Origin of the sequence: Mycobacterium sp. RTGN4 (assembly GCF_033804635.1) — a bacterium.
Classification (GTDB): Bacteria; Actinomycetota; Actinomycetes; order Mycobacteriales; family Mycobacteriaceae; genus Mycobacterium.
This window is the reverse complement of the sequence record NZ_JAPZLB010000010.1, coordinates 1-24766: the sequence shown is the minus strand read 5'-3', so window position 1 is coordinate 24766 and position 24766 is coordinate 1. Positions and strand designations below refer to the sequence as shown.

Below are 24766 nucleotides of genomic sequence, written 5' to 3'. Positions count from 1 at the left end.
TGTGACTCACGGCACAAACACTCGCTGACGCACGCTACACCACAATTTTCGCCCGGGGCAACCGTTTTGATTTTGACCTCAATACCAATCTCGCTGTCATTCGATGATTAGCTAACCTTTGCTGAGATTCGATGAGACACAATGCGTTCAACCATCTCACGACACGCCGCCAGCGCGACAGTGTCTGCCAATGGCATGATTGGGCACATGTCGTCAAGACTTCCCAATAGCAAGAGATTGCCAGCTTATGTGGCTATACCCGTTGACGAACGAGTGAGCCGGACGCGACGCGCCATCGCCGAAGCTGCCGCCGCGGCGTTTCAGACGAATGGCTATTCAGCAACGACAATGGAGAGCGTCGCTGCATTAGCCAGGGTGTCGCCGCGCTCGGTCTATCGTCATTATGGCAGCAAGAGTGAACTCTTTGCAGCAACCATCGCAATCGGGATGTCAGACTTCCTCGAGCAACTCAGTGCACACCTCGAACGATGGCCGCTGCGGCGTGCAATCTTGACGGCGTTCGTCCAAACAACGGTCGAGGCGACCGAGGGAAGCCGTCAAATGATGAACCTCGCGGCGACCGAGGACGACGTCACTCGCTACTGGATCGAGGCTACGCAACGCATGCGACCGAAGCTGACTGCGATTCTGCGCACGGCCGCTGGCGACACGGAAAACGACGGCGACTTCCAGTGGGAGGTGCGGGCCGCGTCATTGCTTGCGGCACTGAACCTGGCCTACCAAAGGTGGGGCACCCTGCCCGGATCAGATCTTCTGGACCTCGTCACAGCCGCCGTGGATACGGTGCTGCCCGGACTGCACCGCAATGATGACCCGGTAGACGAACGTCACGACTAGCCAACGGCTTTGACGCCGATGACCGACTCGGGACCGCGACCTGATGACCGGCGCTGCGATACGGTTGTTGGGTAGGCACTTCTTTCCGCATCGCTGCTCGCGACGTACTGGCACTAACATGGCTGGGGTCGTCGAGAAATTGAACCTTCGGCGAAGCCGCTCAAACTTCTTTGCGTTGTCGAGATTTGCTCAAGCGATAAGGGGCGTGCAGACTACCGCAACCAACAATCATCTCGCCCGCTTGCAGAATCTTCGACGGAGTCCGACAGTTTCACTGTTTACGGGGGCGCCACGCCGCCGCAAACAGTGAGGGTGACCGGGACACTCCAAGCCGCGGGCTGCGCTTGGCGCGCCTGCCCCTCGTAGTCGCGCGATCGTGCTCCCTATGCGCGGCGCTACCGCAGGCGCCCCCGGAGGGCGGGTCCGACGATGGCTCTGATCATCGCTTCTTCGGCCGCGGGATCGGCGATCGGCCAACATAACAGCGACAGCGTCATCCGCTCCAACCACTCGCAGGCAATTGCATCACCGGGGTCAAGTCCGGAGAGTACCGCGGTGGCTCCGCTGACCTCAGACAGGAGCGAACTGCTGACGGTGTGCGCCGCTGCCGGTCCGGTCAACAGAGCCGCGGATACTGTGTCCCGGCGTATCGTGGCGAGGGCGACGAGGACGACGGTTACGGCGCGTTCCTCGCCAGCCAATCGTGCCACCGCCTCAGACACTGCGGATGTGATGCGGGCAATGGCTAGTTGAACCACGGCATCGAGGATCGCCTCCCTTCCGCCCACCCGGCGGTAGACGGTTGCTCGAGAGCACCCTGCTCGCGCGGCGACGTCGTCGATCGAGAGTCCCTCGAGTCCGTACTGCGCGACCGCGGCGGTGGCAGCATCGTAGATCTCCTCCGCGGCAAGCGGGCACGGCGTCCCGACTCTTCGCAGTGCCGATCGTCGAGCACGACCATCGCAGGTCGCATCGGCGCGCGGGAGGCTCCATTGGTTCAAATGAGCACGCGCCGTTCCAAACTGATCCGCGGCGCCCTCGCCGTGGCCCTCAACGGTCTGCGCCAGGGCCGAAGAGCCAGCCAGGGCAGCCTCAGACACGAGTGCCTTCACCATCCTCGACGGGACTGAATGCAAAGGTGACGAGTTGGGTGCCGTCGTCGCGCGTGCTCAACGGCACCATGGTCAACTCCACTGCCATCCCGAATCGGATTCGGGCAGGGTCGCTTTCGGTCAGTCGCCCCTCGACCCGGACCACCTCGTCAAGCTGAACGAGACCGACGCCGAACGGTAGGAAAGCCTGCCCGACCTCGCCGACAAAGGGCGGCCCGGGCGGGAACCCCTGGGTGGTCCAGGACACCAACGTGCCGCGCCGGGGCAAGAGCATGTCGGACATGTCGTCGCCGCTGCAATTCGGGCACGAAGCCTGAACGGGGAAGGTTACCGCCGCGCACGTGCCGCAAAGACTTCCGATCAGTTGGGGATGCTCATTCGGCCACGTCGAGAGCTCTGGTGCGAGTGCTATCTGCATTGCGTTGGGCCTTTCGTGTTGCAGCTAGCCAACAGGACGTCGAGACTCGTCTGACGATTCTTCGCGGGCTGCCAGCCTTCAACATCGCCATGGCAGAGCGCTTCTCGAGCCGGTCGCACCGTTACCCCTTTCCCACGGAGACCTTGAACAGGTCGACGAGATTGCCTCCCATCACCTTCTCGAGGCCACCTGGCACAAGACCGGAGAGGTGATCGACAAGCGAGATTGGATCCTTCAACCCCTCCGGGTGCGGCCAGTCCGAACCAAAGATGACCCGGTCAATACCGATGAGGTCCGCGACCTCGGAGAAGTCGTCTTCCCAGAACGGGGCCACGTAGACGCACCGCTTGAATGCCTCGATGGGATCTTCCTCGAACTCTTGCGGCATCTTCGCGTAGACGTCTCTCAACTCGTGGAAGAGATGTGAAATCCATGACGCGCCGTTCTCGATCGACAGGATCCGCAGGTCGGGATTACGACTGAACGCCCCGTGACAGATCAGGGCTCCCATGGCATCCTCGATGGCCCGCTTGCCCATCGCGAGCAACCGGAAGGCCGTCGGTTTGAACGGCAGGTACTCGTCTTCGGCCTCCCACGCCGCGGCGAATTCGGCGTAACCGCTGTCGGATGCGTGCATGCACACCGGAATCCCCGCTTTGACGCATGCCTGCCAGAACGGATCGAACTCCGGCAGTCCGAACGACCTCGTGCCGCGGAATCCTGGAACCGGGGCCGGGCGCACGAGCACGGTCTTGGCGCCGCGTTCCAGACACCATTCGAGTTCTTCGAGGGCACGGTCCACGATCGGCAACGTGATCACCGGTGTGAGGAAGATACGGTCCTGGTAGTTGAACGACCACGTCTCATAGATCCACTCGTTGAGCGCATGGACGACGTCGTGGATGAGCACGGGGTCGTCCTTCATCCGCTCCTCGACCAGACTGGCCAGGGTGGGGAACATCAGGCTGTAGTCCAGCCCAAGTTCGTCCATGACTTCCAGTCGCGGGCCAGGCTCGCGGAACGCGGGAATCGCCTTCATCGGCTTGCCCATGACTTCACGAAAGGTCTTTCCGCCGCTGCCGTTGCGGAAGTAGTCCTCCTGCGCTCCAGGCGCCGCCACCACTTCGAATGTGGGGTTCGGAATGTAGTCGCTGATCACATTCCGGACCACGATCTTCGTACGGCCGTTGACCTGTACGTATTGGATCGCCTTCTTGCGGTGGTCGGGTAGGAACTTGGTCAAGGCCTCCTGCGGCTCATACAAGTGGTTGTCGCCGTCGAATACCGGAAAGTTGAGCTCGCGCGATGGCATGTCGCCTCCATGAAGCAGGATCATTGAGTCGTGAAGTTACAGTAGTTAGAGTGTTTGTAACAGCAATGCGTGGCACAATCAACCCTGCGATCAGAGTGCCGTCCACTGCGAGACTGTTGGGTGGTCGAGGAAATCCGTTTCGATACGGAATAGGCACGTACATGTTCGGGCGGGCTGGGTCCTCCGTCATGACAATGACAATTCGGCTAGGTTTGTAACAGTTTCGAGAGCTCAAGCGCCGGGGTAGGTGCTCCAACATCAGAAGTGGGTGCGCGTTGACGGTGTCGCCTGGCGGGCAGGGCTTATGGGCGGGCTTTCTGGATCGGCTGCCTGCGGCCGAGGCGATGAAGACCGTTCGCGACATCGAGATTGCCGGCGTCTCCACGATCTGGCTACAGGAGTACAGCGGGACCGATGCCAACCGCGCAGCGGGGCAGATCACGTCGTCATCCAGTTCGTGCCGCCGCCTCCGGCGACAGTCGTGCTGAGCCGCATCAAGGATGGACCGCTCGACGGTGCAGCCTCGTGAGGCCGCCGTCGAACGAATTCACCACGACCTCGGGAGCCCGAACAGCTGGGTGGCAAGGACATTGCGCACGATCTCGGAAGAACCACCCGAAATCGTCAGTGCCCTCGACCAGAGGAATGCCTGTTGCAATCGCGCATAGACGTCGGCCGCCGCGGGCCGCAGACGCCCGGACGTGGCCAGGTTGACACCGTAGGTGCAAAGCGCGACGTTCAGCTCGCTGTAGGCCAGTTTGGCGATCAACCCATCTGACGGCAGATCTTGGTGGATCGCCACCGCATCGACGGCGGACTGGGCGATGCGCTGCACCCCCGATACCCGCGCCTGCCAGTCGGCCAACGTTTCACGCACGAAGGGGTCGTCGATGGCGAGTCCACCGGGAACGTCGAGATGGCGTGCCATCTCGACGACATCGTCGAAGAGCAGCTCCAGCATGACGGCGTTGGCACCGACGTAGGCACGTTCGGAGGCCAGGCCTGAATTCACGACCGACCAACCTTGATCGACGTGTCCGAGTACGGAGTCGGCGGACAAGACCACGCCGTCGAGGTAGACCTCGCAGAATTCTGCGGAGCCCGTCATCTCCCGGATCGGCCGGATGTCGATACCGGCACTCGACATGTCCACGACGAACACGGTCAGGCCGGCGTGCGGACGTGCCGCCACGTCCGTGCGGGCCAGCAGTACACCCATCTGAGCCCATTGCGCGTCCGTCGTCCAAACCTTTTGGCCGTCTACACGATAACGCCCGTCTGGCAATTCGACGGCCTTCGTAGTGAGCCTTGCAAGATCGCTACCCACGCCCGGCTCACTGAACAGCTGGCACCAGATGTCCTCTGCCGAACGAATCCTGGGCAGATACCTGCTGCGTTGCGCATCCGAGCCGAACTCGATGATCAGGTGGGCCGACAGGAGGACTTGGTCGATCGGTCGGGGAGCGCGCGCACGCACGATCTCTTCCATCACGACCGCGTCCTGGTGGGCGTTGTGATCGGCACGGCCGCCGTACTGCACGGGCCAGGATCCGCCCAGCAGACCGTCCCGGAAGAGCGCGGCATACCACTTGCGCATGGCATGCTCCGTCGCCGCGTCACGTGGTACTCGGACGCCGTCGTGCCACGTGCCCATTGGCGCGTTGCGCGCGATGAATCCTCGAACACCGGCGCGGAAGCCGTCACCGGCGGGCTCGGTCACCATTTCGCCACCTCGGCTAGACGTCGGGCTGGTCGGCCGCGTCCTGCACCCAGTGTGGCGTTGTGCGCCACCCGGCGCAGATAGAAGTGGTGACCGAATTCCCAGGTGAATCCGATGCCGCCACACAGCTGAATGCAGTCACTGACGAGATCGACACTCCTTGCCCAGTAGAAGGTCTCTGCCGTGGCAGCGAGATGCGCAGCGCTTGGATCGTTCTGGTCGTACGCCGTGACGGCGGCGTTCAACAGCAGACGCATCTGGCGGGCCGTGACGGCATGATCGACGAGTCGGTGGGCCACCGCTTGGTACTTGCCGATCGGCGCGCCAAAAGTACTGCGTTGCTTGGCATACTCAGCAGTCCGGGCCAGCACCTGCTCGACCGCACCCAAGGTGTCGGCGCAGTACAGCAACGCGCGCGCCGTCCGGCCGTAGCTGGCTGTGGCCGGGTCGGCAGGTCCAACCGTCGGCAGCGCCGCGCGGTCGAGGCTCACCTCCACCGTTCGCCGCGTGACATCGAGAGTCGGCTGAGCCGAGCTTGGCTCGGGAAGTGATGATAAGACGACGATCTCGTCGCGGGCAGTAGCGACGACCAGTGCCGCCCGGTCCTCCGCCTGCACCATGGGATCGAGTCTGATGACGGCCGAATCGATGGGCGCCAAGCTGTCCTCGGTGGCAAAGAACATCAAGGGCGCTTCCCTGACCCCTTGGGTGATCATCGTGTGCTCGCCGGTGATTCGACTGAGCACCGAAGCCGCAGTGAGCACCTCACAGCTGGGCCCGGGGTAGAGCGCACGACCCAACTCCTCTGCGATGACCACGCCCGCGGTCAATGAACCGTCCGGTGGCTCCGTGGTCGACCAAAATCCCTGCGCGGTAAGAGCGTTCCATGTCAACGGCCAGGACGCCGACCAGCCATCGTCGCTCACCTGACCAGGCAGCGATTCAAGCGTCGCACGCACGGACTCCCTGAGCAGCGATAGCTCGTCTGCACTCGGCAGCTCGCTGACGTTGGTAACGCTCATCGATGCCTCCTCTGGCCGACCCGCACGACCCATATCGTCCTGCTTCATACGTAGCGTGACCCATTCGACTCAGCCGGCTGTTCACGGCAGCGGAGATACCGTCTCTGCGTTCAGCCAGCAGGACGACGCGAGGTCACCGCCGGCCCTTCACTTCGTGCCGATCTCGTCCTTCATGCCGTCCAGACCCACCAACGCCGGCCACCCGGTCTCGGTCATGGCATTGCCGTGGCCCAGCTGATGAATGTCGAAGACGGCCTGCACCGCTGTGGTGAAGCCTTGGACATCCAGCGTCTGGTTGACTGCGCGTTTGGCCATTCGCAACGCGAACGGGTGCATCCGCGCGATCTGCAAAGCCAGCGCACGCGTCTCGGAGTCCAGCTCCGCGCCCGGCACCACCCTGTTCACCATGCCTACTCGCAAGGCTTCTTCGGCTGTGACGGGCCGGCCGGTGAAGAGCACCTCCTTGGCCAACCGCGCGCCCATTTCCCAGGTATGGGCGTGATACTCCACCCCACCAATGCCCATGGCGACCACCGGGTCGGAGAACTGAGCGTCGTCGGCGGCGATGATGAGATCGCACGGCCATGCGAGCAACAATCCACCCGCGATACATTTTCCCTGAACCGAGGCGATGGACGGCTTGTCGACATTTCGCCACTTCATGGAGTAGCCAAGGTAGCGCCGGCTCTCGAATCCGTAGAGCGCCGCTACCGTCTTGACTTCCTCTCCCGCAGGCGCTTTGAGGTCATGGCCCGCCGAGAAGTGCTTACCGTTGGCACGCACGACGATGACCTTCACTTCAGGATCTTCGGCTGCGGCCGTCCACAATTCGTCGAGCCGATCGAGAAGCTCGCGGTTTTGCGCATTGGCGGCCTGCGGCCGGTTCAGGCTGATCGTGGCCACGCCTTCGATGACGTCGTAGAGGACGAGGTCGGCGGTCACCGGCACTGGGCCTGGCCGGATCGACACGTCGACTCGCCAAAGCCCATGGCACGTGTGGCGTTCCGAGCGATCTCCTGGGTAGCCGCCGACAGTATCGAAAACTGCTGCGCTGGCATGGCTTTCCTCACTTCTTCGTCGGCCGGTCACTAAGCCCGCCGGGCACGATGAACCGGCATCTACGGCTTGCGATGCGCCAACCACTTGGCGTCCTCACCAGTTCGTCGTGATACACGGCGCTCCTGGACTCTCCGGTGTCGCGATCGATGAACAACAAATCTTGAACCGTGCGCGCTCTGTCGACGTCGACCATATCCACGACCGGCACGCCCCCCAGGTGAAGGCCGCCAGGAGCCGCCTTGGCCATGCCGCGAAGCGCCTCGCGACCTTCGAATGACCGACCATAGACCTCGTAAGAGGCGTCGGTGGTGAAGAGCGAAACCCAGCCCTCCACGTCGTCCTCATCCAGGCTCAGGCAGTACCGCGCCAGCAGATTCATGATCGCCAACTGATCCTCTGGCGTGGGAATCACGTCGCTCCTCTTGCGCAGGTCATCGGGTGGAACGTCCGGACGGTCGGCTTTCCAAGAAAAAGAGGCCTTACGCCCGAAACCCATGGTGCACTTCGCGACGCCGAAGCCCGCGCGCTTGCCCGCAGGATGCAAGAATTCTATACTGACGTCGAAATCAAAGCAAGGAAGGTGGTCGTGTCTACTTGCAGACACGGTGAGGCGCTGCTCGACCAGCCACTCGCTGAGTTCGCGGACCAATTCCGTCGGTGGCGACAGACGCACGAATCCGAGTTGGCTCCCGCTTTGGTCGGGCTCAGCGACTACGACGAGCGCGTCGCGCAGTCGCGAGCGCTGCGGCGGCTACTTTGCGAGCACGGATGGGGGTTGTACGGCTGGCCTGAGGCCATCGGCGGGCGGGGCGGCTCAATACTTCATCGCGCGACCGTCTACGAGGAGCTCTTCCGCGCCGGTTGGACGGGGCCCACGATCTTCGAACACCTCGAGATCGTCGCGCCCACTATCCTCCATTTCGCCAGGACCAGCTTTTCGACAAAGGTGCTACCGAGCTTCTTGTCCGGCGAACACGCTTGGGCGCAGGGATTCTCGGAACCCGAGGCGGGTTCCGACCTCGCATCGTTGCGCACGCGCGCCCGGCCCGACGGCGATGCGTTCATCGTCACGGGTGCCAAGATCTGGACCAGCTGGGCGAAATATGCGGACTGGTGCCTGGCACTGGTGCGGACGGGAACTGCCGAGGAACGGCACCGCGGTCTGACGATGATCGCCATCGATTTAGCCGCACCCGGCGTCGTTGTGCGCCCGATCAGGCAGGCAAACGGCACCGACGAGCTCGCCGAGGTGACGTTCCAGGGGGTCCGCGTTCCGGTCGGTCAGGTCATCGGGGACGTGGGGGGCGGCTGGGGTGTCGCGATGTACCTGCTCGCGCGCGAACGCGGGACCCTGTCGTGGTTGCGCCACTGTGCATTTCGCCAACGCCTCGCGGCGAGCTCTGACCTCATGCGTGAGGATCACGACCGTGCGGTCGGTGAGGTCGTTCTGCAGACCCTCGGGGTGCGCGCGAGCGCGTCGACGCTGTTGGCTCGCGACGCCCGCGGCCACGTCCTTGGCCCGGAGGCGGCGTTCAACAAGCTGTTGATGACGCGAGCAGAGCAGAAGCTCTTCAACGTACTGCGAGAGGTCGATCAACTCGGCGTCGCGTTGCCGAGCGACTGCACCGACGAGCTACTCCTGCAGCAGGAATACCTGTTCTCGCGAATCGTCACAGTTTACGGAGGCTCACAACAGATGCAGCTCATGACCGTGGCCAGGCACATCCTCGGACTGCGCGATGACTGACGGACTGCGACCCAGCGACTACATCACCTTCCGGGACGCCGCCGGCGCCATTTTGGAACGCCACGGTGGCGGTGATGCCTTGTCAGTGTTCGGGATCGACGAGATCTTGCAGGATGCCGGCAAGGACGCAGACCTCACGCCGGTGTACGCCTTCTTGGAAGCGCAGGGCTACCACTGCGCAGTGACGCCCGCCCTTGGCAGGCTTGCCGCGGCCGCGCTCCTCGAATGCCCAGGGTTGCTGGCGGTTCGAGACACCGTCGTGCTGGGTTGCCCGCTCAGCACCGGCGACGTCGCAGCGGTCCTCGGAGCATCGACGGACACCCCCATCGCGATCGACCGGGCCGGGGTTGGGGTGGTGCTACTCGAGCGCTCCGTGAATGTGAAGCGACACAACCTCTCTCGTGATCGCGATGACTACCTCACCGTCATCGACGTCAACGATTCAACCGGCACGGTAGTCGTACCCGACGGGCCAATGCGTTTGCTCCGACCGCTAGTGCTCGGCCGCCTGCGGCTCGGCGCCGCTGCGGAACTACTGGGTTTGGCCGACCGAATTCTCGACGATGCGGTCGGTCACGCGCGGGTCCGACAACAGTTCGGCCGTCCGATCGGCGGGTTTCAATCGATGCAGCACCTTTTAGCGTGGGCCGCGACCGAACGGCATCAGCTGCGATGCCTATTCGACATCGCCGTCGGGCGCGCTGCGGCGGGACCGTTGGATCCCGATCTCAGCAGTGCCGTGAAGGCGATGGCTGGCCAGATCCTGCACGTGATCGTCCAAACGGCGACACAGGTTACCGGGGCAATCAGCTTCACCTGGGAGTACTCACTCAATCGCTCACACAGGCGGGGCATGGCGCTCGATCAGATCGCCGGCTCATCGGCCGATCTCATCGTGGCGCTGGGCCGCCAGCTTCGCACCCAGGGTTTCTCACCACATCTGGTCGAGCTCGCTGATGCGGTCGTATGAATCTGCACTACTGGGCGATCCAAGGGGAGCACCTCGCCGCGTCGAGGTTCACGTGTCAATGTTGACGTCGACGTCATCCCCCTGGTAGACGCTCGGGTACGATCTGCGCTCGAAGGGTGCACCGGCACCTCCTAACTGGAGCGCGTCTAGCGAACCCGAACGGAGTAATGATAGTGATGGTCGCTGAGCCTCGCTCGGAGAAGGGCCGGCGCACGCGAGCCCGATTCATCGACGCTGGGAAGGTCGTATTCGAACGCGACGGCTTTCTCCAGGCGCGCATTACCGATGTCGCCGCCGAGGCCGGGGTGTCGCACGGCTCCTTCTATCATTACTTTCAAACGAAGGAAGAACTCTTCCGAGAGATCGCCGAGCAAGTAGAAGTCCGCCTCGTCTCGATGGATGACATCCCACAGAGCGACGAATCAACCGGGCCCCTCGACAGAATCCGCGCGGCGAATCGGTCTTACCTCCAGGCTTACCGGCAAGAGTCACGCATCATGCGAGTAATCGAGGAAGTCAGCCGCTACGACGAGGACGTCCGCCGCGTGCGAACCAAGCGCGACGACTATCTGGCGGTCCGACTCGAAGCTGCGATCTCGCGCCTGCAAGCGGCCGGTCTGGCCGACGAGCGCGTTGAACCCCGCTATGCCGCGGAGGCACTGGGCGGGATGGTCGCTCGATTTGCCGAGAATTTGTTCGTCGGCGGGCGGTCCTACGACTTCGAAGCCGCCGTCGAGCAATTGACGCTGCTCTGGGCCAACGCCCTGGGCCTCGAGAACTGACGGCACTTTAAGGCCACAGAGGCCCGCGTCATATTCGAATTTGACGTCAACTAATGTTCCATGTGACGCTACAGCGACCGCATGAGGGAGAGTTGATGACGTCGGACGAGAAACTTCTGATCGATCACCGCGACGACGGAATCGTCGTGGTGACGATGAACCGCCCGGAGGCTTACAACGCCGTCGACGAGGACCTGCACGAAGCAATCTCCTCGGTGTGGTTGCGGCTGGCGTCGGTGGAGGATCTGCGCGCGGTGGTGCTCACCGGCGCCGGAGAGGCGTTCACCGCCGGTGGCGACCTCTCGTTGTTGGAGCGGATGGCGGTCGATCCTGCGCTGCGCGCACACATCATTGCCGAAGGCGCCAGCCTCGTTCGGTCGCTCGTGTCCTTCCCGGTGCCGATCGTGGCCGCGGTCAACGGCGCAGCAGTCGGTCTCGGCTGCAGTCTTGCATCACTGTCGGATCTGGTCGTGATGGAGGACCACGCCTACCTCGCCGATCCGCACGTGGCCCTCGGTCTGGTCGCCGGCGACGGCGGTGCGCTCACCTGGCCGTTGAACATGGGCTTGCAGCGAGTGAAGGAATGGCTCCTCCTGGGTGGACGCATCTCCGCCAACCAGGCCTTCGACATCGGACTCGCCAACCGAGTAGTCGCTCGCGGTGAGGCATTGGCCGAAGGGGTGAAGCTCGCCAAGCGGCTCGCCAACTTGCCTCCGCAAGCACTCAACGAGACCCGTCGCTTCTTGAACCAACCAATGAACGCACTCGTGGAGTCCACGCTCGACGACCTGTTGGCCGCGGAGACGGCGTCGTTCGACGAGCCGGCATTTCAGAGTAACTTAGCCGCCATGGCAAGGCGTCGACGCGCCTAATGGGTCGCCATGTGCCATGCGGGTTGTGAGGCGCCGGGCTCACTGGCGTCGCTGACCGACTATCTCGCGCGCTGAGCCAACCGCCGAGGCTTGCGAATCCAGATCACCCTGACCCCGACGCGGATCCAGCCGCGTAGGGCGAAGTCGGCGAGTGCCTTGTTCACCGTTTCTCGCGTGGTGCCCACCAGTTGTGCGAGCTCGCCTTGGGTGAGTCCGTGAGCGACACGCAGTTCGTCGCCGTCATGGACACCGAATCGTTCCGACATCCGCAGCAATTGCTTCGCCACGCGGCCGGGCACGTCGATGAAGACGAGGTCCGACAGGTAGTCGTCAGTTCTTCGTAGCCTGCGCGCCAGGTCCTGTAACAGGTGTTGGGACACTCCGGGACTTTCCCGGAACCAGACACGCAGGGCGGGGCGGTCCATCGACAGCGCATGAACAGCTGTAATCGTCGTGGCGGTTGACGTTCGAGGGCCTGGATCGAAGGTCGACAACTCTCCGAACATGTCGGACGGTCCTAGCAGCGCCAAAATGTTCTCCCGCCCGTCGGTGGTCCGATGGCCGATCTTCACCTGGCCGGAGGTGATGATGAACAGCCGGTCTCCGGGTTGGCCTTGCGCGAAGATTACGTGCTTGCTGGGGAATTCGACGGGTTCGAGCCTGCTGACGAGCGTGGCGGCCGCGTCGGGTTCGACTCCCTGCAGCATTCCCGACTGAGCGAGGACAGCCTGCACCTCGTGTCCTTCCGTAAACTTCTCGTGCGCCGATTCGTGAGGATTTCGACGGTTCCCGGGGTGGCCACAGCGCGCAGCTGACGACCGGCGCCGGATCGGTGGTCGAACCGCGGCGCTAGCCGGGAGTCGCACGGGAGGTGCGGGTCGTCGCGCTCATTCGGGCAGACCGATGGTTTTCCCTTCCAGGTATTCCCTGAAGCCTTCTTCGCCGTTGCGTCGGCCGAGACCGCTCTGTTTGGTGCCTCCGAACGGGCTGGAGATTCCGAAGTGTGACTTGCCGTTGATGGTGACGTTGCCGGTGCGAATTCGCTTGGCCACGTTCATCGCTCGTTCGACATCAGCGGAGGACACTTCGCCCGACAAGCCGTAGATGGAGTTGTTGGCGATGGCGACCGCCTGTTCCTCCGTCGCGTAGGGCATCACGGTGAGTACGGGGCCGAAGATCTCCTCCTGCGCCACAAGGCTGTCGGGATCGACATCGCCGAGCAGGGTGGGTTGAACGTAGTAACCCGTGCGCAGGTCATCTGGGATCGAACCACCCGTGACGAGGGTGGCGCCCGATTCGAGTCCGGACCCGATCAGCCCCAAGACCTTCTGTCGCTGAACCTCGCTGATCTGCGGACCTTGGACCGTGCCCGGATCCCAGGGGTCGCCAACGGGGATCGACTCCATGCTGGCCTTCAGAATCTCCACTCCCTCCGCATAACGATTGGCGGGCAGCAAGATACGGCTCGGCAGCACGCAGCTTTGACCGGACATCACGCAGGCCATCATCGCTGCCATCGGCAGCGCAACCGCGAAGTCGGCGTCATCGAGCACGATGTGGGCGGACTTGCCGCCCAACTCGAGCAGCGTCTTCTTCACCGTCAGTGCCGCCGCGGCCAAGATGGCTCTGCCCGTGGCCGTCGACCCGGTGAAGGTGACCATGTCTACCCGCGGGTCGACAGACAACGCTGCGCCCACTTCGTTGGCGTTGGACAGCACGACGTTGAAGACACCCGCTGGAATATCGGTTTCCTCGGCCACTATGCGCCCGAGTTCGCTGCCCGACCACGGTGTGAGTTGAGCAGGCTTGAGTACTACGGTGTTGCCAGCCATCAGCGCCGGGGTGGTCTCGGCGATGTTCAGATAGAACGGCACATTCCACGGCGTGATGGCCCCGACCACCCCTACAGGTTCGTAATGAATCTTGCGATGCGCGGGTCCCAACGGAGACTGGTGGAGTCCGGTGTCGACGAGGTAGTCGAAGGCCTTTCCGTGGTCGGCCCAATGGCCCACTTCGCTGATGGGATCCTCGATTTGGCTCGCCGTCATCGAGATCGGGCAGCCGACTTCGGTGACCACGATGGCACGTATTCGTTCCTTGCTCCGCTCGAGCGCGCTCTGCAGTTGCTTGAGACAATGGAAACGGAATTCGACGTCACGTGACCAGTCAGAGTCGTCGAACGCGCGCCGCGCAGCAGCTATCGCCCGGGCCATGTCGTCTACCGTGCCATCGGTTGCGTGACCGACGACCTCCTCACTGCCGGGGTGGACGACGTCGAACAATGCGCCGCTGGCAGTGTGCTGAAGAGCGCCATCGATGAGCATCCGCTCGTCGCCCGTAATGATTCCGGTGCCGTTGTGAACGCTCGTCATATTCAACCTTTCTGCGTACGTGCCCGGCCGATCCGATCCTGGGGTCGGGCCGGCCCCTCGGCGAAGGTAGTCGGTGGGTAGCTGAAATGTTACAGCCTTGTCGATGATTGTCACAGTAATCGGTTCACGACGTCGCAGTCGACCCAAAGGACCCACGCAATTCCCGCGGGCGATGCCAACGGTGCGTAGTGCACTACACGGTGCAGCGCGGACGAGTAAACCAGGTTTACCCTCCGAGCGAACTTTCGCCGCGGAATACGCGAGCTCGCCTGGACGGAACCCAATTTTGGTCGAAACCGTCCTCGCCGCAGTCGATTTAATTCAGTCCGAATCCCTGAGCCTGGGCGCGAGGAGCGCGGGACGCAACTGGTGGCCATCGGCGACGACTCGGCGCTGAATCTTGCCGCTTGCCGTGCGCGGCAGCGGAGCATCCCACACCACGATCTGCTCCGGCAGTTTTCGCTTGGCGAGGCCGGCGGCCAACAGCCAGCCGATGACGGCGTCGAATTCGACGACGGCATCCGGTGCGACAGGGCGGATGGCAAGCACGAGACGTTCACCCGTGTCGGGGTCCGGCAGCCCGAAAGAGACACATTCTTCGATGCCTGGCAGGCCGCTGGCCGTCTCGTCGATCTCGGCGAGCGAGATCTTGAGGCCCTTGCGCACGACCGTCTCCTTCAGTCGGCCGGTCACCGTGAGGCGGCCTTCGTCGTAGCGCGCGAGGTCTCCCGTGCGGAACCACCCTCCGCCACTGAAGGTTTGGGCGTTGTCGTCGGGATCTAAGTATCCGAGAAACCTCACGGGTCCGCGGACGAGCAACTCGCCCGCCACCGGACCGTCGGTGCGGAGTTCGGTGCCGCGAGCACACGCTCCATCATCACCAAGCCGCCTCTCGCCAAGCTCTGAGGGTGGGGTGGTGGTGGCACAAGGCGCCTCGGAGGAGCCGTACACCCGCACGGGTGTGATTCCGTACCGCCCGACGGCCATGTCGAGTAGCGGGCGCGGAATCATCGAACCGCCAAGGCTGATGACGCGCAGGCCGACATCCACCAGGTCTTGAGACTGGGCCTCACGCAGCAGTTGCTCGACGATGATGGGGGCACCACCAAGGACTGTCGCCCCCTCACGTTGCATGCGGGCGAGCGATTCCGGCGCATCGAAGCGGTCCTCGAGCAGCAGCGCGGCACCTCGGTCGAGCGTGAGATGAATTTGGACGAGCCCCGTCACGCTGGCGAGCGGCGACGACAGAACGGCGATGTCGTCCTTGGACAGTCGCACCGCCTCTGCCATGTTCCGAGCCCCCGCCCATATCGTGTTGAGACTGTGTACGACACCCTTGGGCCTGCTGGTCGTCCCGGAGGTGAATACGACCGCGATGGGCCGTTCCGGGTCGGGTTCAATCCAATCGTTGCGCTCGACATCGGATGCGAGCAGTTCGGCGTAGGTCACCACCGGCACGTCGAACTGCGCCAACTCGAGGTGTTCGACGAGTTCGGGCGTCGAAATGACGAGGTCGGCCTGCGCCGATTCCATGGCTTGGGCCACGTCGGCCCGACCCGCGCGGCGGTCAAGCATGACGGCGACGGCTCCGTTGCGGAGCACGGCGTGGTACGCGGCCACCGCAGGCGCGATGAGGGGCGCAATGATCAACACCACTGATTGATCGTTGATGTCGAGGCGGTGCAGGTACCCGGTCGCGCGGGCTGTCGCGGAAGCCAATTGGCCATATGTCCAGCGTGTTTCGCCATCGATGAGCGCGACCTTGGCGGGATGCAGGCGAGCGTGCTCTTCAACCCCATCAGCCAGCCTGGTTGCGTTCCACAAGCCCTCATCGATGTAGTTGGCACGTACATCGGCTGGGATCGATTCTGCTCCAATGATTTTCATGAGTGGGAGAAGTCTCGGTAGGCAGTCACTCGGGCGATCAGTGCGACCGATCCGTCCGCCCCGATGGCCTGCGCCTCGGCAACACCGCTATTGCGGCCGACGCGTACGTTGTGCGCTTCGTATCGCGAGCCGCTCCCGGCGAGAAACTCTCGCACGAAGTTCACCCGTAACGAGGCCGTTCGCATCGGGGCGCGGGCGCCTCGCGGATTGAGCGCAGCCGAGGCTGCCAATTCAAGACCCGCGGCCGCCACTCCCCCGTGCACGATGCCGAGCGGGTTGTTGAGCGCGCCGTCTCGTCGTTGGTGGATCACCGCTCTGTCGCCAGCTCTGGGCTCGACGGTAAGCGCCATGATGTCCCGCAAATCGGAGGGTCGTTTGCCACTCGAGCGCAGATCCGGATCATCGGGGAGGTCGCTCACCGGCGTGAAGAAGAACGAGCGCACCACGCCCATGCCGACGACTACGTCGCGGTGGGCAATTTCACAAGTACTGACCGACGTCGAACCCTTGCTACCAAACGGTTTTCCACTCGCCACGACTGGCACCTGCGGTGCGGATGCGATCGACGACAACGCGTCCGGGCTCAGTTCCAACGACAGCTCGGTCGATACGGTCCACTCGCCCACCGCCCGACGATGAAAATTGACCAACCCGCCGATGAAGTCCACCAACACCGCCAGCGGCCCCGCGGAAAGTTCACCGGTCACCGGATTGCACAGACCGTCCATGCGCATCTCGGCTACGGACGGAGCCGGGCCATCCACGAGCGTTTCGATACCGAAACGGGCCCACGGAGTGGTTGCGACCTCGGAGTTCGCGTTGACGGCTTTAGACATCCGTACGCATGCCCTTGATGCCGACGGTCACTGCACTCTCCTACCTCGGGTGTTCCTACCTCGCCTGAATCCGCCGGTTGCGGTCCACCACGTTCCTCGTGGTCAGCTCCTGGCGCCCGCGATTTCCTTCGCGCTGGCTTGGAAATCCGCGAAGCTGGTGCCGGTCTTTTCGTGCCTGCTGAGAGCCTGGATGCTCACGTCGTGGTCTCCCGCAGCGGCACGCAACGCACCGACGGTGGCGGCTTCCCTTGGCACGTGGTCGAACGGCTCGAAATGATAGAGCTTCATGGCGTTGAGATGGGTCATCTTGTCGATCTCGTCATCACTCACGTCATGGGCCTTGAACACCGTGTCGAGTTCCTCGGGGGCGCCAGGCCACATCGAATCGCTGTGCGGATAGTCCATCTCCCAGCAGATGTTGTCCACGCCGATCTCATGACGGAGTTTCACCCCGACCGGGTCGGAGATGAAGCAGGTCATGAAGTGGTCCCGGAACACCTCACTGGGCATCTTCCCGCCGAAGTCCTGATGGGTCCACGTCGAGTGCATTTCGTAGGTGCGATCCGCCCGCTCCAGAAAGTACGGAATCCATCCCGTGCCCCCCTCCGAGAGCGCGATCTTGAGGTCCGGGTAGTCCTTGATCGGTTTGGACCACAACAGATCCGCGGCCGCCTGGACGATGTTCATCGGCTGCAACGTGATCATCACGTCCATGGGCGAGTCAGGCGCCGGAATCGACAGCCTGCCCGAAGATCCGATGTGCACATTCATCACTGTGTCGGTGTCCACCAGCGCCTCCCACAGCGGCTTCCAGTAGTCGTCGTGGAAGCTGGGGTATCCCAGAGCGGCTGGGTTCTCGGTGAACGTCAGCGAGTGCACCCCCTTCTTCGATACCCGGCGCACCTCCGCCGCGGCAAGTTCGGCGTCCCAGATGACGGGCAATGCCATGGGGATGAACCGCCCGGGTTGCGATGCACACCACTCGTCGATGTGCCAGTCGTTGTAGGCCTGCACCAACGCCAGCGAGAAGTCCGAGTCACTGGTGGCGAAGAGGCGGCCCGCAAACCCGGGGAAGGACGGGAAATTCATCGTGGCCAGCACTCCGCCGGCGTTCATGTCCTTGACCCGCTCGCCCGCGTCGTAACACCCCTTGCGAATCTCGTCTAGCCCCTGCGGCTCGAGCCCGTATTCCTCCTTCGGGCGGCCTGCCACCGCATTCAAGGCCACGTTCGGTATCACGGTCTCCCGGAACTGCCAAGTGTCACTGCCATCGGGGTTGTGCACGAGTCGCGGTGCGTCGTCGAGATACTTCGCCGGCAGATGATCGTTGAACATGTCGGGCGGTTCGATGATGTGATCGTCCACGCTGATCAAGATCATGTCGTCCTTGTTCAACAGCCGCTTCCCTTCGATCGACGGGCAACTCCGCGCTGACAGACGATGGCCACCCGCGTCCAACTGTGACAGTTTACGACTGCATTGTAAAGCTAAGGTTCTATGCCTGCGCCTGATGCCACTTTCGGTCGGCTCGATCGACGCTGCCACAACTGTGACGAGCCTTCCCCGGCCGGCCGGCGTAGCACCCACCGACGATCGAAAAGCACTGACCCGCCGAACTTTTACGAGCAGTTCACAGTGAGTTGTGAACGGGGAATTACTCGGTAGTTGGGCGGTAGAGGCCAGCCGCATACCTGAGTTCGGCCAAGAACCGGTCCGCGTCGTCGTCTGGGAGTAGATAGTGCGACATGGCGACCCGCATCACGGTCGACGCCGCCAGCGCGGGATTGGGCCCCGGAATGATCGATTTGAGGCGATCCCCCAACACGGGCATGAGCCCGGACAGTCTCAAGATGACTTCACCAGGTTCGAGGTCGAACATTCGCAAGCCTGAATGGGCAAGCTGAAACCTGACGATGAATTTCAGTGTTGCGTCCAATCTTTCGGCACCCCGCAGACCCGCGGTCGCCTTGAGCAAACTCTCTTCCATCTTGTCGGATTCCCAGCGCGTGAACGCGTTGACCAGATCTTCCTTGGACGCGAAAAACCGGTAGATCGTCATGCGGGACAGGTCCGCCTGCTGGGCCACCTCGGAAAGATTCAGCTTGGTGGTACCTCGGCGGGCCAACACTTCGGCGGTGGCCTGGAGGATGCGCTCCCGGCTGTCACCGAAGGCACGCTCACGATCGCGATTCTCCATCGAGAGCGGTTGGTCCATATAGGAATTGTGACAAAGTTTTCTTGTTGTGTCAGGTCTTTGTGGCTCAGCCGATAGTGGGACCTAAGACTGCCTCGTTGTACGGCACGCAACCCGTCGGGCTCGCCGCGGGGCCAGCCCTGAAAACCCCGCCGTGAATCGATGGCCTCTCAGAGAATGGCACCGTCCTGTTTGTACTCCTCGATCGCGTTCCATTCGAATCCGGCTTCGAGCAGCACTTCCTCGGTGTGCTGACCGTGTTCCGGTGCTCCGATCGGCACCACGGGGCGCTCGTCGAATTGCACCGGACCGGTAGCAAGGTGATACGGCAGGCCGCTCATCGTGTGCACGGTGGGTATGTATCCATTCGCCACCACGGCTGGATCGACGTGCAGTTCGCCGGCCTGTTGCATCACGCTCCACGCACCCGACAACGGTTGCAGAACCTTCCGCCACTCGTCGCTATGACGTTGGACGAAGACGTCGTCTAGGATGCGGATCAACTCGACGCGGTTGTCGAATCGCGAAGCACCGTCGACGAATCGGGGGTCAGTCACCAATTCCGACAAGCCCAGCAGGGTGACCACTTCCGGAAAGAACCTGTCGATCTGCAGCATCATCAGCGTGATGTAGCGGTTGTCCTTGGTCAGATAGTTGCCGACGAGCGGGTTGGGCGCATCGCGGTGGCTGAGCGTTGGCAGCGGTGCGTCGCCATAGAGGTTGCTGGCGGTGATTCTCGGGGTCATCGCGAACGCAGCCATTCCGAGCAGGGATACGTCTACCACCGAGGTGACCCCGGTGGCCTTTCGCTTGTATAAAGCCGCCGCTATTCCGCCTGCGATCGCCATGCCGCCGAGCAAATCTCCGAACGCGGGGTGTCTGCTGGATGGGTTCGACGTGGTCGGGAGTCAGTGCGTCGGCGATGCCACCACGGGACCAGAAGGACACGCCGTCGTACCCTGGCCGGTCGGCATCGGGGCCCGATGGGCCGTAACCTGATCCACGCGCGTAGACGATGTCTGGATTGGCGGCACGGATGTCGTCGACGTCGATGCCGAACAAGGCCCGTCGGCCAGGCAGGTAACTGGTGAGAAAGACGTCGCAGGTCTTGGCGAGGTCGCGAACGACCTGCTGGCCACCCGGCGTGGAGAGGTCGATGCCGACGGATCTCTTTCCCCTGTTTGGCATCTCGATCATGTAGTTGACGCCGCCGGCAGCCCCGGGGACCAGCCCCATCGTGATGAGACCACGCTGCGGATCCCCGCCTTCTCGAGGTTCGACCTTGATGACGTCGGCACCCCATTCCGCAAGCACCGCGCCGGCCGACGGCACGAACGTCCACGCTGCGACCTCCAGAACTCGAATGCCTTCTAGAACCCTGTCGGCGTTCATGCTCGGTCTCCTCGTGCGACGGTGGTCGGTGAGTAGGTCGGTCGTCCGAGTCCCATCTCGTGTTGTGCAATCATGTTGCGGAAGACTTCGATTGTGCCGCCGTAGATTCCGCTGGGAAGTGCCAGGCGGTAGAGCTTCTCGGCCGTTCGGTGATCGGCTGCCCGAGCGGCGTCTGCTAGTAGCGATGACCGTGCCCCTGCGACGTCCATGAGATCAGCCGAGATGTCCCGCATCGTTTGAGCGAGCGCGACCCTGCCGTAGATGCCGGGCGTGCTCACCGCCGCCTCCGCCCGGGAGATGCTGCGCCCGAGTCGGTATTTCACGGACTGATCGTCGAGTAGACATCCCTCGATCGAAGGCTCACTGGCTGCGGAAGCGACTACGGCATCGATGGTTTCCAGCATGCGGGTGCCGTGCGGCGCGAGTATCGAGATCTCATTCAGACCTGACGCGTCGGAATCCGTTCCCCCGTGTTCGGCGTTGAGTGCCGAACGGAGCACAGTCCATCCGCCGTGTACGTCCCCGACGCGGTACCTGTCGTCGATTCGAACGTCGCTGTAGTAGACGAGGTTCGTCCGGTCCCCGTCCACGGTACGTAGGCCCTGGATCTCTATCCCCGGTGTGGTGAGCGGGACCAGGAACATGGTCAGGCTTTGATGTTTGGGCGCTTTCGGGGCGGTGTTGGTGATCAGAAAGACGTACTGACTGTTCTGGGCGTTGGAGGTAAACATCTTGGCGCCATTGATCACCCAGCTACCGCCGTCCTGCACCGCGCGGGTCTTGCACGTGGCGACGTCTGATCCCCCCTCCGGCTCGGTATATCCCAGACAGAGCCGGACGTGGCCGGTGAGAACGCCTGGCAGGACCTCGCCCTTGAGATCTGAGGAAGCGAAATCCTTCAGCGTTCGAGCAATCAGCTTGGTGGTGTCCCAGTGGAAGTACGGCATCTGTACTCGGCGGGTCTCCAGTTCCCAAAGCCGGCGGCGTAGCGGGGAAAGACCGCCTTCGGATTCAGAGAGCCACTCACGAGCGAGCCAACCGTGCGCACCTAGCGCGAGGTGAACCTCCTCATCGAAGTTCTCCCCCGACTCATGGTCGCGGATTCGCACCTCGTCGGTGACGACCGAGTTGAGCAGAGCCCGGACCTCGGTGAGAAACGCGCGATCATCGTCGGCGAGGGTCACTCGGGAGAAGTCCACCTGAGGTCAGCCTTTCTCAGCATTCACGGTCTGCGCGGCGAGTACGCCCGCGGGTGCGTGACGACGTTCGCGGGTCGTGACGATGTCGACGATGTGCTGGGCGACACGTCCCGGGTCGCCACCGGCCAATGGCCACCCCCTGGCCCGCAACACGTAATCCGTCGCCGCCGCCTCGAGCGAGACACCTAGACCGCCCTGAACGTGTGCGGCCGCGGTGGCCGCCTTGCTGGCCTCCTCGGCTATGAAGACAAACGCCGCGCAGGCCAGCTCGGGTCTTTCGTCAGGCTCGTTGTCGAGGTACCACGCGGCCCGGTGGGTCAGGTTCCGACCGCTCTGCACGGCGATCGCGATGTTGGCCAACGGATGCGAGATCCCTTGCAGAGTTCCGATGGGTACACCGAGTGTGTAGCGCGTCTTCGCGAACTCAGCGGCAATGGTCATCGCCTCGTCGACCAGCCCGACCAATGCAGCAGCCGTCAAAAGATGCCATTCGTACACTGCGCGAAGATAAGTCGTCACCGCCACCGCGCCACTGCCGAGCACCATGGACTGGGCGGCAACGTCTGGATCAATCCACGCTGCCGGGAGCCTAGCGATGTTGTCCACCTTGGCGGGCCGTGGATCGTAGGCCAGTGCTACGACGCGCTCGCCGTCCCGTACCACGATGTGGTCGGCAACCGCTCCACTCGGCAAGAGCCGTCGTCCGCTCGTCGGGTGCAACTGGGGATCGAAGCCTGCCAACCGCGCCCCGGTGAGTAGACCCGTCGTCCAAGTCTCGTTCGGTCCCAACGCATCAAGTCGGGCCAGTAGTCGCGTGGTGCACACGTGGTCGATCCACGGCACCGGGGCCAGCGTCCGCCCGATTTCCTCGGCTATCAGCGTCAAGTCGACCAAGGAGGCGCCGTCGCCGCCGAATTCCTCGGGGACGGCCATCGTCGTTGCACCCATGGTGCACAGTCGTTTCCATAGCTTCTCGTCGAATCCGGTGGCCTCTGCTGCGCGCACGGTTTCAATGGGGGAATGCGCCCTGAAGAACTTGCCATACGCCGCCTGGACGTCCCGGTGATCCTCGGACAAGCCGTAGTCGAGCCTGCGCAGCTCATAGCGATCCAAACGTCTTCACTCTCTGTGTCAGGCCAGGGATGTCCGGTCAGTCTCGCACCGCCGAGGCATCGACGGCCCTGTTAGAACTGTGACAGTTATTGAGGATGTTGTAAAGACACTGCCGATGGATCCGTCGTTCGGTCACCAGCCAGCATCGTGTCGAGATCGGCGCGTTGCATGTGCACGTCATGAGGTTGATGGGATTTGGAGGTGGCAGCGCAACGACTGCGAAAGTCGGAGCCGCACCGATGACTGGCTTACCATGTGACACTTCACGCTGGTATTGTCACCGCAGTCTCAGCAATGGTTGCCACTAGTTTCTGACGAAGCTCGCGAGCGCAACGGCGACTGGGCGCGCTCGAAGTGGAATGGGTAGAGAGGAACTAGTTCAGGTGAATGACGTAGCGATCATCGGCGTCGGCTTGCACCCCTTCGGTCGGTTCGAGGGAAAGTCGGCGATGGAAATGGGGCGCGAGGCGATTCGGCTCGCTCTCGCGGATGCTGGCGCGGCGTGGGGCGACATCCAGTTCGGTGTTGGAGGCAGCTACGAAGTTTCAAACCCCGACGCCGTGACCAAGCTGGTGGGCCTTACCGGCATACCGTTCACCAACGTGTACAACGCCTGCGCCACGGCGGCCAGCGCCACGCAGTTGTGTGCCGACACGATCCGGCTGGGCAAGTACGACATCGGTATCGCAGTCGGCATGGACAAACACCCGAAGGGTGCCTTCGCCGACCATCCAGCCAAGTTCGCACTGCCACAGTGGTACGGCGAGAACGGCCAGTTCGTGACTACCAAGTTCTTCGGCATGAAGGCCAACCGCTACCTGCACGACCACGGCATCTCGCAAGAGACTCTGGCCAAGGTCGCGGCCAAGAACCTGCGTAACGGCGCGCTCAATCCAAACGCGTTCCGACGCAAACCGATTGCCGAACAAGACATACTCGACTCGCAAATGGTGAATTACCCCCTTACGCAATACATGTTCTGCACACCCGACGAAGGCGCTGCGGCAGTGATCATGTGCCGTGGCAACGTTGCGCACCGCTTTGCACGCAAGCCGATCTTCATCAAAGCCGTGGAGATCCGAACTCGTCGTTACGGTGCCTACGAGGTTCACGCGACGTCGGCTCCTGTGGCGGAAGACGCGTCGCCGACTGTGTATGCCGCGACGGCAGCGTTCGAGTCAGCCGCCGTTTCCCCCGGGGACATCGGCGTCATCCAGCTCCAGGACACCGATGCCGGCGCCGAAGTCATCCACATGGCCGAGGCGGGCTTTTGCGCCGATGGCGACCAAGAGAAGCTGTTGGCCGACGGCGCGACTGAGCTCGACGGTCCGATGCCCATCAATACTGATGGCGGGCTAATTGCCAACGGTGAACCGATTGGTGCTTCAGGCCTGCGGCAGGTGCACGAACTGGTGCGGCAACTCCGTGGCGAAGCGGGTGATCGACAGGTACCCGGTAATCCACGCATCGGCTTCGCCCAGGTGTATGGAGCGCCAGGAACGGCGTCAGCAACGATCCTCAGCGTGTGAGGTTCGGCGCTTCGCCGTTGACCAACTCACACAAGATCGCATCGTCCACACAGTCCCATTGCGAGTTCACGGCCATGCGAGCCATGGTTTCGAGGCACCACCCAGTGACGTGTACAGCTGATGGCGCGGCGATGCACCCTCGGATTGATACTGCCGCTGGAGCTACGGCGCCATGACGTCGCCGAAGTGGTCAGCGATCGCCGCTGACGAAATCGCACCGGCTCCAGCGCGCAACTGGACCACTATCTGGAAGTACTCAACTGTCAGCGGTCACATAATTCCTCCAGCTTGAGGGGTTGTCCGTCACGGAATTCCCCCACCTCGTCTGTCACGTAATTCCGCCACCCGGGCGGTGTGGCAGCCGGTTGTGGG

22 protein-coding genes and 1 pseudogene are annotated in these 24766 nt (G+C 62.9%); 7 read left to right on the top strand and 16 right to left on the bottom strand.

Features of this window, described 5'->3' with window-relative positions; genetic code table 11:
- Positions 1–141 precede the first annotated feature (141 nt).
- A complete protein-coding gene (locus tag SLQ30_RS21405) occupies positions 142–858 on the top strand; it encodes a TetR/AcrR family transcriptional regulator (RefSeq protein WP_319448764.1) in 717 nt (238 codons plus the stop codon).
- 395 nt (positions 859–1253) lie between these two features.
- Here SLQ30_RS21405 and SLQ30_RS21400 read toward each other — a convergent pair whose 3' ends face one another.
- The 3 genes from SLQ30_RS21400 to SLQ30_RS21390 all read right to left on the bottom strand — a co-directional run bounded on the left by SLQ30_RS21400 (position 1254) and on the right by SLQ30_RS21390 (position 3700).
- Complete coding sequence (locus tag SLQ30_RS21400) at positions 1254–1958, bottom strand: TetR/AcrR family transcriptional regulator (RefSeq protein ID WP_319448765.1); 705 nt, start codon at positions 1956–1958, stop codon at positions 1254–1256.
- Positions 1951–2388: a Zn-ribbon domain-containing OB-fold protein gene (locus SLQ30_RS21395; RefSeq protein ID WP_319448766.1), complete on the bottom strand. Its 438-nt coding sequence runs from the start codon at positions 2386–2388 to the stop codon at positions 1951–1953. The genes SLQ30_RS21400 and SLQ30_RS21395 overlap by 8 nt, the downstream gene beginning before the upstream one ends.
- 121 nt (positions 2389–2509) lie before the next feature.
- Complete coding sequence (locus SLQ30_RS21390; protein ID WP_319448767.1) at positions 2510–3700, bottom strand: amidohydrolase family protein; 1191 nt, start codon at positions 3698–3700, stop codon at positions 2510–2512.
- A 275-nt stretch (positions 3701–3975) separates the two neighbouring features.
- Here SLQ30_RS21390 and SLQ30_RS21385 point away from each other — a divergent pair, with 275 nt between their 5' ends.
- Complete coding sequence (locus SLQ30_RS21385; protein WP_319458335.1) at positions 3976–4188, top strand: hypothetical protein; 213 nt, start codon at positions 3976–3978, stop codon at positions 4186–4188.
- 59 nt (positions 4189–4247) lie between these two features.
- Here the strand turns inward: SLQ30_RS21385 and SLQ30_RS21380 are convergent, their stop codons facing one another.
- The 4 genes from SLQ30_RS21380 to SLQ30_RS21365 form a co-directional block, all read right to left on the bottom strand.
- Positions 4248–5423, bottom strand: coding sequence for an acyl-CoA dehydrogenase family protein (locus SLQ30_RS21380; RefSeq protein WP_319448768.1), 1176 nt, complete (start codon positions 5421–5423; stop codon positions 4248–4250).
- Positions 5417–6442, bottom strand: a complete 1026-nt coding sequence (locus tag SLQ30_RS21375; protein WP_319448769.1) for an acyl-CoA dehydrogenase — start codon at positions 6440–6442, stop codon at positions 5417–5419. Before SLQ30_RS21375 ends, SLQ30_RS21380 begins: the two co-directional genes overlap by 7 nt.
- Before the next feature lie 147 nt (positions 6443–6589).
- Positions 6590–7405, bottom strand: coding sequence for an enoyl-CoA hydratase (locus SLQ30_RS21370; RefSeq protein WP_413468128.1), 816 nt, complete (start codon positions 7403–7405; stop codon positions 6590–6592).
- A gap of 103 nt (positions 7406–7508) precedes the next feature.
- Positions 7509–8045 carry a nuclear transport factor 2 family protein gene (locus tag SLQ30_RS21365; protein ID WP_319448771.1) on the bottom strand — a complete coding sequence of 179 codons (537 nt, stop codon included), beginning with the start codon at positions 8043–8045 and terminating at the stop codon, positions 7509–7511.
- 42 nt (positions 8046–8087) lie between these two features.
- Here SLQ30_RS21365 and SLQ30_RS21360 point away from each other — a divergent pair, with 42 nt between their 5' ends.
- From SLQ30_RS21360 to SLQ30_RS21345, 4 genes are all read left to right on the top strand, one after another.
- Positions 8088–9248: an acyl-CoA dehydrogenase family protein gene (locus SLQ30_RS21360; protein WP_319448772.1), complete on the top strand. Its 1161-nt coding sequence runs from the start codon at positions 8088–8090 to the stop codon at positions 9246–9248.
- On the top strand, positions 9241–10218 hold the full coding sequence (locus SLQ30_RS21355) for an acyl-CoA dehydrogenase family protein (RefSeq protein ID WP_319448773.1): 978 nt from the start codon (positions 9241–9243) through the stop codon (positions 10216–10218). The genes SLQ30_RS21360 and SLQ30_RS21355 overlap by 8 nt, the downstream gene beginning before the upstream one ends.
- 176 nt (positions 10219–10394) lie before the next feature.
- Positions 10395–11000, top strand: a complete 606-nt coding sequence (locus SLQ30_RS21350) for a TetR/AcrR family transcriptional regulator (RefSeq protein ID WP_319448800.1) — start codon at positions 10395–10397, stop codon at positions 10998–11000.
- Between the two features lie 95 nt (positions 11001–11095).
- On the top strand, positions 11096–11872 hold the full coding sequence (locus SLQ30_RS21345; protein ID WP_319448774.1) for an enoyl-CoA hydratase/isomerase family protein: 777 nt from the start codon (positions 11096–11098) through the stop codon (positions 11870–11872).
- A gap of 59 nt (positions 11873–11931) precedes the next feature.
- On the opposite strand, the gene SLQ30_RS21340 is transcribed toward SLQ30_RS21345, so the two are convergent.
- The 9 genes and pseudogenes from SLQ30_RS21340 to SLQ30_RS21300 form a co-directional block, all read right to left on the bottom strand.
- Positions 11932–12606, bottom strand: coding sequence for a Crp/Fnr family transcriptional regulator (locus SLQ30_RS21340; RefSeq protein ID WP_319448775.1), 675 nt, complete (start codon positions 12604–12606; stop codon positions 11932–11934).
- A 153-nt stretch (positions 12607–12759) separates the two neighbouring features.
- On the bottom strand, positions 12760–14244 hold the full coding sequence (locus tag SLQ30_RS21335) for an aldehyde dehydrogenase family protein (protein ID WP_319448801.1): 1485 nt from the start codon (positions 14242–14244) through the stop codon (positions 12760–12762).
- 321 nt (positions 14245–14565) lie between these two features.
- Positions 14566–16131, bottom strand: a complete 1566-nt coding sequence (locus SLQ30_RS21330; protein WP_319448776.1) for a class I adenylate-forming enzyme family protein — start codon at positions 16129–16131, stop codon at positions 14566–14568.
- A complete protein-coding gene (locus SLQ30_RS21325) occupies positions 16128–16967 on the bottom strand; it encodes a PaaI family thioesterase (RefSeq protein ID WP_319448777.1) in 840 nt (279 codons plus the stop codon). The genes SLQ30_RS21330 and SLQ30_RS21325 overlap by 4 nt, the downstream gene beginning before the upstream one ends.
- A 102-nt stretch (positions 16968–17069) precedes the next feature.
- Positions 17070–18362 (bottom strand): amidohydrolase family protein, encoded by a 1293-nt coding sequence (locus SLQ30_RS21320; RefSeq protein WP_319448778.1) that lies wholly within the window; start codon positions 18360–18362, stop codon positions 17070–17072.
- Positions 18363–18621: 259 nt separating this feature from the next.
- Positions 18622–19182: a helix-turn-helix domain-containing protein gene (locus SLQ30_RS21315; RefSeq protein ID WP_319448779.1), complete on the bottom strand. Its 561-nt coding sequence runs from the start codon at positions 19180–19182 to the stop codon at positions 18622–18624.
- Positions 19183–19331: 149 nt separating this feature from the next.
- Positions 19332–20553: pseudogene (locus SLQ30_RS21310) on the bottom strand (CaiB/BaiF CoA transferase family protein).
- Positions 20550–21752, bottom strand: a complete 1203-nt coding sequence (locus SLQ30_RS21305) for an acyl-CoA dehydrogenase family protein (protein ID WP_319448780.1) — start codon at positions 21750–21752, stop codon at positions 20550–20552. Before SLQ30_RS21305 ends, SLQ30_RS21310 begins: the two are co-directional and overlap by 4 nt.
- A gap of 6 nt (positions 21753–21758) precedes the next feature.
- Positions 21759–22865 carry an acyl-CoA dehydrogenase family protein gene (locus tag SLQ30_RS21300; RefSeq protein WP_319448781.1) on the bottom strand — a complete coding sequence of 369 codons (1107 nt, stop codon included), beginning with the start codon at positions 22863–22865 and terminating at the stop codon, positions 21759–21761.
- A gap of 359 nt (positions 22866–23224) precedes the next feature.
- Between SLQ30_RS21300 and SLQ30_RS21295 the strand changes: the two genes are divergently transcribed.
- Positions 23225–24394 (top strand): thiolase family protein, encoded by a 1170-nt coding sequence (locus tag SLQ30_RS21295; protein ID WP_319448782.1) that lies wholly within the window; start codon positions 23225–23227, stop codon positions 24392–24394.
- Positions 24395–24766: the final 372 nt, after the last annotated feature.